This window comes from Halomonas sp. TD01 (assembly GCF_923868895.1).
Classification (GTDB): domain Bacteria; phylum Pseudomonadota; class Gammaproteobacteria; order Pseudomonadales; family Halomonadaceae; genus Vreelandella.
Genome location: NZ_OV350343.1, coordinates 2930267 through 2944377, shown reverse-complemented (window position 1 = coordinate 2944377; position 14111 = coordinate 2930267). Strand labels below are relative to the sequence as shown.

The following is a 14111-nucleotide window of genomic DNA, read 5'->3' as shown; positions in this document are numbered from 1 at the left end:
CCGGTACGTTATATACCCCAGTACCTTAGTCAACTATTGGCAGTTTATCGAATTCATCGCCAATAAAAAAGCCGACTTCTGGCGAAGTCGGCTTTTTAGCCAGTTAAGATTCAGTGGCTTATAGCTTGCTTTCAAGCTCCGGCAAAATATCGAAGAGATCGCCTACCAACCCGTAGTCGGCAACTTGGAAGATAGGTGCTTCTTCGTCTTTGTTGATCGCAACAATGACTTTAGAGTCTTTCATACCCGCCAAATGCTGAATTGCACCAGAAATACCCACGGCAATATACAGCTCAGGCGCAACAATCTTACCGGTTTGGCCAACCTGCATATCGTTGGGCACAAAACCTGCGTCTACGGCAGCTCGTGATGCACCAATGGCGGCACCCAGCTTGTCAGCAATGCCGTCGAGCAGCTTAAAGTTTTCGCCGTTACCCATACCGCGACCGCCTGACACTACTACTTTGGCACCGCCAAGTTCTGGGCGATCAGATTGCGCCAACTCTTGTTTAATAAAGCTAGACTGACCATTTTCGACCACTACCTCTACCGCTTCTACAGCGGCACTTCCCGCGCTCTCGACCGCATCAAACGCGGTAGTACGCACGGTCATAACTTTCAGTGCGTCGTCGCTTTTTACCGTGGCGATAGCGTTGCCAGCATAGATAGGGCGCAGGAAAGTGTCTGCGCTCTCAACGCCAATCACGTCGGAAAGCTGGCTGACATCTTTTAAGGCAGCCAAGCGCGGCAGTACGTTTTTACCGGTGGTAGACGCGCTAGCCAGTACGTGAGTGTAGTCGCCTGCCAGCTCCACCAGCAGCGCTCCCATTGGCTCAGCCAACTGATGCGCATAAACAGCGTTATCTGCGATGCGAACTTTACTGACGCCATCAAGCTTTGCAGCAGCATCAGCGGCCGCTTGAACGCCTTCACCAGCCACCAATACGTCAATATCACCACCAATCGCCTTGGCAGCAGCAACTACATGGGCTGTTGCGCCCGCCAACTGACCTTCATGGAGGTCGGCAAGTACCAGAATGCTCATGAGATCAGCTCCTATTAAAGCACTTTGGCTTCGTTTTTCAGTTTGTCGATCAGTTCGTCTACCGAGGCGACTTTAACACCACCTTTACGCTCTGCCGGGGATTCCACTTTGAGCAGGCTAACTTTGGAGGCCACTTCAACGCCGTAATCAGCGGGCGTTTTAACATCCAGAGGCTTCTTTTTGGCCTTCATGATGTCTGGCAGCTTAGCGTAACGCGGCTCGTTCAAACGCAAATCGGTGGTGACGATAGCGGGCAGAGAAAGCGCAACGGTTTGCAGACCACCATCGATTTCCCGAGTGACATTAACCTTGTCACCGTCAACGGCAACCTCAGAGGCAAAGGTACCCTGGGGAAGGTTGGTCAACGCGGCAAGCATTTGCCCTGTTTGGTTGTTGTCGGTATCGATGGCCTGCTTACCGAGAATCACCAAACCGGGCTGCTCTTCGTCAACGACTTTAGCAAGCAGCTTGGCCACCGCAAGCGATTCAACGCGCTCGTCGGTTTCAATATGGATAGCACGGTCTGCCCCAAGCGCCAGAGCGGTGCGCAACTGCTCTTGAGCTGCTTTAGGACCAACGGTAACGGCCACGACTTCTGTCGCAACACCCTTCTCTTTGAGGCGTACTGCTTCTTCTACGGCAATTTCGCAGAAGGGGTTCATCGCCATTTTGACGTTAGTAAGATCAACGTCAGAGTTGTCCGCTTTCACGCGGATTTTGACGTTATAGTCGATGACGCGTTTAACCGCGACGAGTACTTTCATAGATTCCTCGCTTGGCTTGTGATGGAAGCCGTTAGCCTGTCCCAGCATCGTACCAACTGATGCCGCTTAAAATAGGGGCGACGTTAATTTTTAAAACGACACCTTAAAAATTCATGCAAGCGTTTGATAGGTCTGTAAATGAAAAACCCTATCAATCTGCCACAACCTAGTGACTAGCGACAACATCGATTAACTACGGCCTTGGTCGTAGCAGCGATGCAAACTCCATGGATAAATGGTGCTTTTGCCATCGTAGGGGTGACCTTACAAGGGTATTATGCCTATCATGGAGCATAACCAGAAGCAAACGACCGTTTAAAATTAAGGCCATCTTTTTATAAGCTAGTTCTCATAACGCTCATTTGACGTTCACACAGGCTAGTTTTTGTAAATAATGGCACTTATGAGAATAAGGAGAAGCTGGGTGGAAAATGTTGAACGCGATGTCATGGACTTCGATGTAGTTATTGTCGGGGCTGGCCCGTCTGGTCTGGCTGCTGCCTGCCGTTTAATGCAACAGGCAAACCAAGCAGAACAAGAGCTGACGGTTTGTGTAGTAGAAAAAGGCTCCGAAGTCGGCGCCCATATTCTTTCCGGTGCTGTCTTTGAGCCCCGCGCACTGGCAGAACTATTTCCTGATTGGGAAGAGCGCGGTGCGCCGCTCAACACACCTGCCGTTCGTGACGATGTTTATCTATTAAAAGATGCCCAAAAAGCGCAAAAAATCCCTAATGCCCTAGTGCCCAAAAGCATGCATAACACTGGCGGCGAACTTACTCGCTATGTGATTAGCGCAGGCAATCTGTGTCGCTGGCTGGCCGAGCAGGCCGAAGCCCTTGGGGTGGAAATATTCCCCGGCTTTGCTGCCCAGGAAGTAATTATCGAAGACGATGCAGTACGCGGCATTCTCATTGGTGACATGGGCGTTGGCGCAGATGGCACACCCAAAGATGGCCATATGCCGGGTATGGAGCTACGTGCTAAGTACACGCTATTTGCCGAAGGTGCCCGCGGCCACTTAGGAAAACGGTTAATCAAAGAGTTTTCGCTAGATGCTGGCCGTGACCCTCAGCATTACGGGATTGGTTTGAAAGAACTATGGGATGTTCCCGCCGACAAACATGAACCAGGGCTTGTGCTTCACGGCTCGGGCTGGCCGCTTGAAAAAGACACTCACGGCGGTTGGTTCCTCTATCACGCGGAAAACCAGCAGGTCGTCGTTGGCCTCATTATGGATCTTGGTTATAAGAACCCCTGGCTGTCACCTTTTGATGAATTCCAGCGCATGAAGCATCACCCGGTGCTTAGCCAGTATTTAGAAGGCGGCAAACGGGTTGCTTATGGTGCGCGCGCCATTACGAAAGGCGGTTTTAATTGCCTACCGAAAATGACTTTCCCGGGTGGTCTATTGATTGGCTGCGATGCGGGCACGCTGAACTTTGCCAAAATCAAAGGCCTGCACACGGCGATGAAATCTGGCATGGTCGCTGCAGAAAGTGTCTTTGAGGCAATTAAGGGTGGTGATGAAGGTGCTCAGGAGCTAGGTAGCTTCACTGAGAAATGGGAAGCCAGCTGGGCCCATGAAGAACTGAGAGAGAGCGCAAGCTTTGGTCCTGCTATCCATAAATATGGTACGGTAGGCGGTGGTGCTTACAACTTCGCCAATCAACTGCTGGGCAATAAGCTACCCAATGTTCACGACACCACCACTGACTACGGCGCGCTGAAGCCTGCTGCTGAGTTCGAGAAAATTAATTATCCGAAGCCCGATGGCAAGCTATCGTTTGATAAGTCGACCTCCGTCTTCTTGTCTAACACCAACCACGAAGAAGACCAGCCCTGTCATCTGCGCCTAGCAGACCCGGAACTGCCAATTCGCGACAACCTGCCAACCTATGCAGAACCGGCGCAACGTTACTGCCCTGCTGGGGTTTATGAAGTCGTTGAGGATGATCAAGGTAAGCCACGCTTTCAGATTAACTTCCAGAACTGCGTGCACTGCAAAACCTGCGATATTAAAGACCCTGCCCAAAATATTACCTGGGTAGCACCAGAAGGTGGCGGCGGACCTAACTATCCCAATATGTAAGCCGCTCTGCTAGATAGCTATCCTGCGCGGCCAGTTATGCTGGCTGCGCTGGTGGCTCTATTCGTTCTATCGGCGCACGCCGGGCAATGAGACGACGCCGACCGGCCTGAGCAAAGCGCACGTCGATGACCGGGTCAGAAGGGTTGCCTTCCACCGACGCTACCTCCCCTTCTCCAAACACGGCATGCATCAAGCGCTGTCCAGGGTAAAAGTGAGCATCAGCCTGATAACTTGCCGCTGCCTCATTGATCTGCGGCGCTGCCAGCTCAATATCCGTTCGCCCTAATCGCTCAAGATAGCGCCTCACCAAGCTCGGCGATGCGACTTGCACGGCCGTTGCAGGGGGATCTTGACGCGACAGACACGACGCCATCCGCAGACTGTCCTGCCAGGCGCTTTCCGCAATAAAGCGACTAGGCCGATGAACTCCACCATCATGCAGCACCAGCAGTTGCTCTTGAGCCCGCGTAATCGCTACGTAAAACAGTCGTCGCTCTTCCTCTAGCCGCTCATCATTAAGCGGGTTATCGCGGCTGTAGTGAGGAAAATCCTCTTCGTTTACGCCAGCAACGGCGACCAACGGCCATTCAAGGCCTTTGGCTCCGTGAACCGTACTAATCAAAACGCCGCCCGCTTGGTTTTCTACTGGACGCTCAAGCAGCTCGATAAACGCATCTGGATCTTTCACGCTATCGGCCTGCTCAATAAGCACATCCAATAGACGAACGTCCTCCTCGCCCTTGTCGCGTCTTGCAGCTGCTCGCTTTAGGGTTTTTTCCGCGTCAATCGTCTCCACCACATGACTCAGCAGCTTCGCAGGCGGCCAATCACTCAATTTGGGGAGCTCACATAGCAGTGACCAGCGTTTTTTTAATGTGCGGCGCTGCAGTGGCTTTAAAGCGGCCAGAACAGGCTCATGGCGCTCAGGCCAGCGCTGGGTGCTGGCCAGCTGATACGCGAGCTGCTGGAGCCGCTCACGGGCAACGAAAGGCGTTGGCTGAGAGAGCAAAAGCAAGAGTTGCTCTGGGTCGTGCAGTAGTTCTGGCTGGCGAGACAGTTTCAAATAGCCAGCCAATGCCTGCACTAGAGGGAGTCGGAAAACGAAACGATCTTCTCGCTGAAGACGAAACGGGATACCCGCCTGCAGTAGTGCCAACTGAAACGGCACCGAAAGCGCCCAGCTACGTACCAACAAACTGGCATCACTCAGTGCTCGCCCCTGCGCTTGCCAATCGACCAAGGCATCGAGCAGCAGTCGGCTGCCCTGGCCGACAGATATATGAGTCTCAGGATTATTAGCATCTGCCAAACAGAGCTGGTCTGGTCGGCGCTGATTAGCCATAATGGCGTGGTTAGCGGTTAGCGCCAGCGCGTGGCCATGACGAAACGTTATAGAGAGCGGGTAGTCTGTGGCGCTGCCAAACGTGGCGGTAAAGTTCTCCAGCATGGTGTCAGGGCGTGCGCCCCGCCACTCGTAGATGCACTGATTCGCATCACCGACCGCCATCACATTGGCACTGGAGCCCGCTAGCACCGCCAGCAACCGTTGCTGAGCAGTATTAATATCCTGATATTCATCAATGATGACATGATCCAGAAAGCCTTCCACACGGCTACGCAACGTCTGATCTGCTTCTAAAACCTGTAGAGGTCGATACAGCAAATCGGCATAGGTCATGACGCCTTCGGCGTGTAGCAGACGTTCGGCTTCATCAAACGCCATGGGAAAGTAGTCAGTATCCGGCTCATAATTAAGTCGTTTGTAAAGTGCATCAGCCGATAGCATTTCCGCTTTTACCAGCCCACAGAAATGAGCAAGCGCTTCTAACCGATCCCCTTCTATTGCCGCATCACGACGCTCGACCGCAGCGCTAAGTACATTCAGGCTGGCTTGGCGTAAAAGACGCTCTAACTGCCAATCGGCAGATAGTAGACGCCTTGGCGCAATCGCGCCCCAGCGACACAGACTCTGCGTCAACCGATGGCCAAGGGAGTGAAAGGTGCGCACATCGGGCAACGACTGTCCTTTAGGCGCCATGCTGATCAAGCGGCGTTGAAAGTCGTCCCGGGCGGAGCGGTTAAACATTAGCACCAGCATACGCTTCGGCGACACGCCAGACGCCAACAGGTGGAGTACCCTTGCTGCCATCGTAGTAGTTTTACCTGCCCCCGCGACAGCAGCTACGCGGGCATGCCCCTCGCGATGATGGACAACAGCTTGCTGTTCAGCGGTTAATTTCACGTCGCCTCGCCTGGCATCACATCGTTGGCATTAAACTGACCTAAGACATACCAAGACCCAGCGCTATAAAGCCGACACTGACATTCGCCGTCGTCTGCTTCGCTCAGCGTGGCCTGCTCTACCAACCGATAATACACGTTGCGATGCAAGCGAGCCGCTAGCCCAAAGCGAACGGCACACTCAGGCGTAAGATCGCCCTCAGGCGTTTTGGAGAGGCTGAGTGGGTGCTCTGCATCTACACGGACAACGTCGTCAAACTGGGTCGTCAGCCACCAGGCATCATCGTAAAAATCTGCCTCTACCGCCACAAACGGGCAGTCAACCACGGTGACACGCCAACGCTCAACAGGTGTTACCAGACAATAGCCATCGGCATCGCGTCGTAATAGGCTCGCTAACAGCCGTGGTATGGCAAGGCGCTCAAACGGCTTTCCTTCATGCAGCCACGTGCCATCAGCCTGAATAACGATATCGATATCGCCGCTTAGGGCTGGCTGCCACTCATCAACGGGGGGAATCGTCGCCGAGCCGTTAAATTGCTGCATAAGCCGATCAATATTCATCGCTTACCTCCCAGGCTGTGCTTTCAGCCACTTATACCACTAAACCGGACTGCGCCAATGCTTCCTTTACGTTATCAGGTGCATCGGGCACAGCAGCGCGGAATAAGTGATAAAAGTTGGCGGTGGTTTGCATCGCCACTTCATCAACGCTGATACCCCGCTCTTTAGCGATACACTCTGCCACCTCAACCACCCAGGCGGGTTCGTTGGGTTTTCCACGATAAGGTACAGGCGCTAAATAAGGGCTATCGGTTTCAATCAGTAGTCGGTCAAGCGGCAGCTTTCTGGCTAGTTCTCTAAGCGACGCGGCATTGCGGAAGGTGATAATACCCGATAACGAAATATAGAACCCAAGCCGCACAGCCTCACGCGCCATGTCTAAATCTTCAGTAAAGCAGTGTAATACGCCACCAATATCTGGATTAGTGTGCTCGCGCAGCAGCGCTAACGTGTCTTCTTTCGCTTCACGGGTATGAATAATAACCGGCAACTCTAGCTCGTTAGCCGCTATCAAATGGCGCTTAAAACGCTCGTGCTGAACCGCCACAGGCACGCTGTCCTGATAGTGATAATCCAGCCCTGTTTCACCAATGGCGACTGCACCATACTGCTCAGCAGCATCAACAATATCGCTAACGCTTGGCTCTTTTGAGGCCTGATGTAGCGGGTGCAATCCCGCCGAAATAACGACGTCGTGGTGCTCACGGGCGATTGCAGCTAACCCCGGCATCTCCTCAAGCGTCACCGCAATAGCTAAGAACTGGTTCACGTTAGCAGCACGAGCAGCTGCCAGCGTTGCGGCAATATCGCCATCATGGGTGAGTTCAGATAAACGGTCTAAATGGCAGTGGGAATCGACAAACATGCAGCTCTCTTAAATTCTTGTAAACAGGTAAAGGGGTAGGCCTTGTTCAGTGCTATTACGGTGTAAACTCGGTGTTAACTCGGCGCTATCAAAGTGTAAAAGAGGGAGGCGCTTTATCTAACTGGCCAGCCAACAACGTTTCAATACGATCACGTACGGAGTAGTCCTGCTGACTGAAATGTACCCCAATACCTGGCATTCGCTGTCCACTTACGCCTTCAGGCGAGACCCAAACAACATGGCCAGTAATGGAGAGGCGTTCACTCTCCCCTGGCAATGTCAGCAATAGATTGACCTGCTCTCCAAGTTTGTAGGGCGTTTTAGTCGGTACAAAAATGCCGCCTCTATCCAGAAAAGGCATATACGCGGAAAGCAACGTCGGTATATCCGGTATTGTCAAAGAAAGTGCTTTTTGAACCGTCATAACAGCCTCGTTGGCAACAACCCTAGGAGCGTAACAGCGCCGACCAGCGCACCAGCCACGCTTCAAGTACTAGCTGAGGGTTCGGGTTAGCACCGACTGCAAATAAACGGCGCTGCTCTCGGGCATAATCCAGTAACCGGAACCAGTCCTGCACCCGTCCATTTTTCATCGCTTGACGGTATAACGGCTCTAAATCAGGGTTATGCAGCACCGAGGTTTCTCCAGACAAGCCCAGCCGTATCAGGTCTTCAAGCCAAGCAATACCGTACCACAAGATGGCATCAATGGCCTGACGATCAAGCCTGGCAGCTTCTGAAACAGGCTCAGCACCACGCACCAACTGCTCGAAGCTGTCATGAATTTGATGGCGAAGAGCGCGCTCCTCTGGCGTTGCTAATTCCACTGCAAGCAGCGGCAAACCACCCGACACTCGCCACCAAAAATGTGCTTCGTCGCTGCCAAGCTTCTCAGTCAACCAGCCACGGCAATCATTAAAAGGGACACTGGCTAATGGCCACTGCTGACAGCGGGAGCGAATCGTGGGTAGCGTTCGCGAAGGGACGTCTGACAGCAAAATAAATAGCGTTTTATCGCCGGGCTCTTCAAGGCTTTTAAGCAATGCGTTTGCCGCCGCAATATTCATCGCTTCCGCGGGAGAGATCACGATCACACGATAACCTCCCTGCTGCGCGGTTTGCGAAACAAAGCGGTTTACATCTCGTATGGGGTCAATTCGAATCTGGCGCTTCCCCTCTTCCGGAGAAATGCGCATCAAATCAGGGTGGTAACCTGAGGCTAGCATGGCACAGCTATGACAATGGCCACAGGCTAGCTCGCCAGGCTGTGCGCATAACGTTCGAGCGATTAACGCTTCCGCCAACTGCTGCTTGCCAACCCCGTGAGCGCCACTGATTAACAGCGCATGCGGCAGTCGTCCTTCATTGGTGAGACGAATCAACTGCTGCCACGTAGACTGGTGCCAAGGCAGCACTCCCGTTATTGCCATAGAGCCACTCGTTCTTCTAGCGTTTGAGCTAGCGACGCCTGTACTTGATCAAGCGCTCGCCCTGCATCTATTAACGCGAAACGCTGAGGCGCCGCAGCAGCACGCTCTAAGTAAGCGTGGCGAACAGCCTGAAAAAAGGCGAGCTGCTCTTGCTCAAAACGATCACGCTGCGTTTGCTGGTCTCTTAACCGCCCTTCAAGACGCTCTTTCGCAGCATCGGGTGACATATCTAACAACAGGGTTAGATCTGGGGAGAGGCCTTTTTGCACGAACTGCTCCAGTTGAGCAATGCGATCTGACTCAATACCTCGGCCGCCGCCCTGATAAGCAAAGGTAGCGTCGGTAAAACGATCACAGATCACCCAGGCACCGCGCTCAAGGGCTGGGACTATTTTTTGCGCTAGATGCTGGGCTCGCGCGGCAAACATTAATAGTAATTCGGCATCACTGTGCAAGGGCTCATCGAAAGAGGGATCAAGCAGCAATCCTCGAATCGCTTCAGCGCGCGGCGTCCCCCCGGGCTCACGGGTTCGCACAACCTCTATCCCGCGCTCTTGTAGCCATGTCTCTACAAACGCCACGTTAGTAGATTTTCCGACTCCCTCACCACCCTCAAGGGTGATGAAGCGTCCGCGCTTGCTCATTGAAGCCCCTTACTAAGTAAATTCGAGAAAAACACATCACACTTAAACAATGACTTAACCTAATTAGCGATTGCGAATATAGCGATTAACCGCGTTATTATGCTCACGTAGCGTACGTGAAAAATGGTGGGTACCGTCACCGCGCGAGACGAAGTAAAGCGTTTCTCCGGGTAGCGGATTCACAGCCGCTTCAAGGGAAGCGCGCCCGGGCAAGGCAATCGGCGTTGGTGGCATGCCGTCAATCACATAAGTGTTATAGGGTGTTGCCTCACGTAAATCCGCACGTGTGATTCGCCCCTCATAGCGCTCGCCCATGCCATAGATGACGGTGGGATCTGTTTGCAAACGCATTCCCTGCTCCATACGACGTTTAAAGACGCCTGCAATTTCTCGACGCTCATCCGGCGCGCCCGTTTCACGCTCAATGAGCGATGCCATAATGAGCGCTTCGTAAGGTGTATCGATCGTCAGATCATCATCACGCGCATCCCACACCTCTTCTAAAATCCGCTCCATACGGGAAAGCGCCTGACGTAGAATATCAACATCGCTCATGCCCAGGTGGTAACGGTAGGTATCGGGGAAAAACCAGCCTTCAGCAAACGTATCTTCACGTTCTAATAGTGCCATTACTTCGTTATCACTTAACGATTCGGTATGGTTCTCTAACTTTGGCGCACTGTTGAGCAGCTCTCGCATTTGGCGAAACGTCCACCCTTCGGGAATCGTTAACGCATAAGTGACAACGTTATTGCTCCCCAGGAGAGCAATCAACTCAAGACCACTCATGCCTGGAGTAAGCTGATACTCACCCACACGTAAGCGTGGCACCCGCTCAGGCTCAACACGCGCTAATAGCTGAAACGCCCAAGCATCTTCAATAAAGCCTTGGCTTTCCAGTTCTCGAACGACCTGATTGAAACCAGCACCAGCAGGAACCTGATAAAGCTTGGGTTCTTCAAGTGTGATCGGTGCCGATAAGCGGTGTTGCCAGTAAGCATAGCCGCCCACGACTGCGGCGACTCCAACTACAACCACGACACCTACGGCAGCTAATAACCGTTTCACCATGACACCTCAATAATGTTGATAAAATTCTGCTTAACGGGATGTCGGCGAATAGCCAAGCAAGTCATGGCCTATTACTTGCAGCCTATCTTGGCCTGAGGATGACCAGCACTTCAGGACTGCGCCTGTTTTACTTAAAAGCGTGTTCACTGGCCACACACCTTGTACCGAGTTAGCCACCCAGAGACGATCAACCTCATGGATAGCGTTCAGCGCAATCGTGGCTTCCTGCACCACTCCACGATCCAGTAATGCAGCACGCAGTGTTCCCGCTACGCCACATTGCGATAATGGAGGCGTGAATAGCGCTCCCGCCTGCTGCCAGAAGACATTCATGCTAGTGGCTTCCACTAGCCAACCATCGGTATCTCCCAGCAAACCCTCAGCGATAGATGGGTCATTCCACTCCTGGCGTGCTAGTACATTTTCCAACCGATTAAGGTGTTTAATGCCTGCCAATAGCGGCTGATGCCCCAAACGCAACTGACAAATCCGTACGTTAACGCCCTCATGCCAATGGTCGGCATTCACCACAAAAGGCGTTCTACGGCTAATCAAGCGCGGCTGAGAATTGTCAGCCGTCGCATACCCTCTCCCACCACTTCCACGCGTCAGAATTAGCTTGAGTACTTCAAGCTCAGCGATAGGCGGGGATTGCCAAGTAGCGACTAATTGCTCCATAGAGGGCAACGGAATATTTAAACGCTGACAGCCCTGCAGTAAGCGCGCGTAGTGGTAATCCCATAGCACAGGGACACCAGCACGCAGCAGCACTGTTTCAAATACTCCGTCACCATACGCAAGCCCTCGGTCGTCAAACGGCACCTGGGGCATTGACATCGCGTGCTATACCTTTTTAAACAGCAATGAGCCGTTGGTACCACCGAACCCAAACGAGTTTGAGAGCGCAATATCAATGGGCATCTCCCGTGCGGTGTGCGGCACGTAATCGAGATTACAACCTTCCTGCGGGTTATCCAGGTTAATGGTAGGCGGCGCAACCTGGTCTCGAATAGCCAGAATACTAAACACCGCTTCAACCGCACCTGCTGCACCTAAGAGGTGGCCAATCATTGACTTGGTAGAGCTCACGGCAACCTGCTGAGCTGCGCTACCTAGCACTTTTTCAATCGCACGGCTTTCTGCTAAATCACCCGCTGCGGTAGACGTGCCATGCGCATTAATATAATGCACATCCGCTGGGTCGATACTCGCATCTTTAATGGCATTGCTCATAGAAAGTGCAGCTCCACGACCATCTTCCGGCGGTGCCGTCATATGGTAGGCATCATCACTCATACCAAAGCCGGCAAGCTCTGCGTAGATATTTGCGCCGCGCGCTTTGGCGTGCTCGTACTCTTCCAAGACAAGCACACCAGCACCGTCTGACAGCACAAAGCCGTCACGATCAGCATCCCATGGGCGACTCGCCGCCTGAGGATCTTCATTGCGCGTTGAGAGTGCTCGTGCTGCAGAAAATCCGCCCAATCCTAACGGCGTAGTAGCCATTTCCGCGCCGCCACAGATCATCACATCGGCATCGCCGTAAGCAATAGTACGAGCGCTGTAGCCAATATTATGGGTACCCGTTGTACACGCGGTGGTGATCGCAATATTCGGGCCTTTGAAGCCATGCTGAATCGCCATGTTGCCGGAAATCATATTAATGATTGAACCGGGAACAAAAAACGGCGAAACGCGGCGTGCGCCTCCCTTGTTAAGCGCATTGTGGTTATGCTCAATCATCGGCAAACCGCCAATGCCTGAACCAATAGCCACACCAATTCGCTCAGCATTCTCTTCGGTACACTCAATCCCCGAATCCTGAACGGCTTGGGCACCCGCCGCCATGCCGTACTGGATAAACAGATCCATCTTGCGTGCATCTTTAGGATTCAGATAGGGGCTAATATCGAAATTTTTAACCGACCCTCCAAAACGCGTGTTGAAGCCACTTGTATCAAAGTGCTCAATCGGCGCTATGCCACTTTTGCCGGCGACAATATTTGCCCACGACTCATTAACACTGTTGCCCACTGGGGTCACCAGGCCTAACCCAGTTACCACTACCCTTCTTCGCGCCATCAGCTTTCCTCCAGGCATCCATGGTGACACGACCCATCTGGGTCATTTGCTGCAGAAATTTGGTGACTAGTATAACGGAGATTGAACGTTATATTCATTGTGACAACAAAGCAAAAAAGCCGCCCCTACTCAGGACGGCTTTTTATACGGGTGGGTAAGCACCCCACCCTGGCTCACTGCTTCGACTCAACCCTTACTGATGGGCGTTTACGTAGTCGATAGCTTCTTGAACCGTGGTGATTTTTTCGGCTTCTTCGTCAGGAATTTCAGTATCAAATTCCTCTTCAAGTGCCATCACCAGCTCAACGGTGTCAAGAGAATCAGCACCCAGGTCTTCAGTAAAAGAAGAGCTGTTCTGGATGTCTTCTTCTTTAACGTTCAGGCGCTCTGCCACAACTTTCTTCACGCGCTCTTCAATAGTACTCATCAACGTACTCCAGTCGTTCACATTAGCCGTTTTTGATAACCAGCCATTTGGAAACCGCAAGCCAAAAGCTGCGGGGTAGTTTATAGACGCCCTTAAGCTGACGCAACCGCCAAACCCAAGGCCATCAACGCATATTCATGCCGCCGTTAACGTGTAGCGTTTCACCAGTGATATAACCTGCAGCATCACTTGTCAAAAAGCCAACGGCGGCAGCAATTTCCTCAGGCCCGCCTAAACGCGAAAGAGGGATTTGCTTGAGCAGCATTTCATGCTGCGCTTCAGGCAACGCTTCGGTCATGTCTGTTGCAATAAACCCAGGCGCTACCGCATTAACCGTAATGGCACGAGAAGCGACCTCACGCGCCAAAGCACGACTAAAACCTTCCATCCCGGCCTTGGCGGCGGCGTAGTTAGTTTGGCCTAGGTTACCCATCGTCGCCACTACGGAACTTATCGACACGATACGCCCAAAGCGCGCCTTTGTCATACCACGTAGACATGCTTTGCTAACGCGATAAACAGATTTAAGATTGGTATCCATCACGGAGTCCCACTCATCCTCTTTCATGCGCATTAGCAAGTTATCGCGGGTAATGCCGGCATTATTGACCAAAATTGTGGGCGCACCAAAACGTTCGCCAATGGTCTTTAGCACCTGATCAATACTCTGCTGATCGGTAACATTAAGGCACATTCCTGCACCTTCAATGCCATTCTCTTTTAGATCAGCATCAATTTTTTCAGCGCCCGATTCGCTAGTGGCAGTTCCCACTACGATACGTCCTTGACGCCCAAGCTCATGAGCAATGGCTCGCCCAATACCTCGGCTAGCACCAGTAACTAGTGCCACTCTTCGTTCTTGAGTCATAACGTTCTTCCTTCAACCTAA

14 protein-coding genes are annotated in these 14111 nt (G+C 52.5%); 1 reads left to right on the top strand and 13 read right to left on the bottom strand.

What is annotated here, in order from left to right; all coding sequences use genetic code 11:
- Nucleotides 1-118: 118 nt before the first annotated feature.
- Entirely contained in the window at nucleotides 119-1045 is a 927-nt protein-coding gene (locus L1X57_RS13175; protein ID WP_009722059.1) for an electron transfer flavoprotein subunit alpha/FixB family protein, read from the bottom strand.
- A 14-nt stretch (nucleotides 1046-1059) separates the two neighbouring features.
- Nucleotides 1060-1809, bottom strand: a complete 750-nt coding sequence (locus tag L1X57_RS13170) for an electron transfer flavoprotein subunit beta/FixA family protein (RefSeq protein ID WP_009722058.1) — start codon at nucleotides 1807-1809, stop codon at nucleotides 1060-1062.
- A gap of 424 nt (nucleotides 1810-2233) precedes the next feature.
- Here L1X57_RS13170 and L1X57_RS13165 point away from each other — a divergent pair, with 424 nt between their 5' ends.
- Nucleotides 2234-3898: an electron transfer flavoprotein-ubiquinone oxidoreductase gene (locus L1X57_RS13165; RefSeq protein WP_009722057.1), complete on the top strand. Its 1665-nt coding sequence runs from the start codon at nucleotides 2234-2236 to the stop codon at nucleotides 3896-3898.
- Nucleotides 3899-3932: 34 nt separating this feature from the next.
- Here the strand turns inward: L1X57_RS13165 and L1X57_RS13160 are convergent, their stop codons facing one another.
- The 11 genes from L1X57_RS13160 to fabG all read right to left on the bottom strand — a co-directional run bounded on the left by L1X57_RS13160 (nucleotide 3933) and on the right by fabG (nucleotide 14090).
- Entirely contained in the window at nucleotides 3933-6140 is a 2208-nt protein-coding gene (locus tag L1X57_RS13160; RefSeq protein ID WP_009722056.1) for an ATP-dependent helicase, read from the bottom strand.
- A complete protein-coding gene (locus L1X57_RS13155; protein ID WP_009722055.1) occupies nucleotides 6137-6703 on the bottom strand; it encodes a DUF1285 domain-containing protein in 567 nt (188 codons plus the stop codon). The genes L1X57_RS13160 and L1X57_RS13155 overlap by 4 nt, the downstream gene beginning before the upstream one ends.
- A 31-nt stretch (nucleotides 6704-6734) precedes the next feature.
- Complete coding sequence (locus L1X57_RS13150) at nucleotides 6735-7568, bottom strand: TatD family hydrolase (RefSeq protein WP_009722054.1); 834 nt, start codon at nucleotides 7566-7568, stop codon at nucleotides 6735-6737.
- A gap of 88 nt (nucleotides 7569-7656) precedes the next feature.
- Nucleotides 7657-7992: a PilZ domain-containing protein gene (locus tag L1X57_RS13145; RefSeq protein WP_009722053.1), complete on the bottom strand. Its 336-nt coding sequence runs from the start codon at nucleotides 7990-7992 to the stop codon at nucleotides 7657-7659.
- Nucleotides 7993-8014: 22 nt separating this feature from the next.
- Nucleotides 8015-8998, bottom strand: a complete 984-nt coding sequence (locus tag L1X57_RS13140; protein ID WP_009722052.1) for a DNA polymerase III subunit delta' — start codon at nucleotides 8996-8998, stop codon at nucleotides 8015-8017.
- Nucleotides 8989-9642 (bottom strand): dTMP kinase, encoded by a 654-nt coding sequence (gene tmk / locus L1X57_RS13135; protein ID WP_009722051.1) that lies wholly within the window; start codon nucleotides 9640-9642, stop codon nucleotides 8989-8991. Before tmk ends, L1X57_RS13140 begins: the two co-directional genes overlap by 10 nt.
- 63 nt (nucleotides 9643-9705) lie before the next feature.
- Nucleotides 9706-10713 carry an endolytic transglycosylase MltG gene (gene mltG / locus L1X57_RS13130; RefSeq protein ID WP_009722050.1) on the bottom strand — a complete coding sequence of 336 codons (1008 nt, stop codon included), beginning with the start codon at nucleotides 10711-10713 and terminating at the stop codon, nucleotides 9706-9708.
- A 30-nt stretch (nucleotides 10714-10743) separates the two neighbouring features.
- Nucleotides 10744-11550 carry an aminodeoxychorismate lyase gene (gene pabC / locus L1X57_RS13125; RefSeq protein WP_009722049.1) on the bottom strand — a complete coding sequence of 269 codons (807 nt, stop codon included), beginning with the start codon at nucleotides 11548-11550 and terminating at the stop codon, nucleotides 10744-10746.
- Between the two features lie 6 nt (nucleotides 11551-11556).
- Complete coding sequence (fabF, locus tag L1X57_RS13120) at nucleotides 11557-12795, bottom strand: beta-ketoacyl-ACP synthase II (RefSeq protein WP_234667759.1); 1239 nt, start codon at nucleotides 12793-12795, stop codon at nucleotides 11557-11559.
- Nucleotides 12796-12988: 193 nt separating this feature from the next.
- A complete protein-coding gene (gene acpP / locus L1X57_RS13115) occupies nucleotides 12989-13222 on the bottom strand; it encodes an acyl carrier protein (protein ID WP_008956801.1) in 234 nt (77 codons plus the stop codon).
- A gap of 124 nt (nucleotides 13223-13346) precedes the next feature.
- A complete protein-coding gene (fabG, locus tag L1X57_RS13110; protein ID WP_009722046.1) occupies nucleotides 13347-14090 on the bottom strand; it encodes a 3-oxoacyl-ACP reductase FabG in 744 nt (247 codons plus the stop codon).
- Nucleotides 14091-14111: the final 21 nt, after the last annotated feature.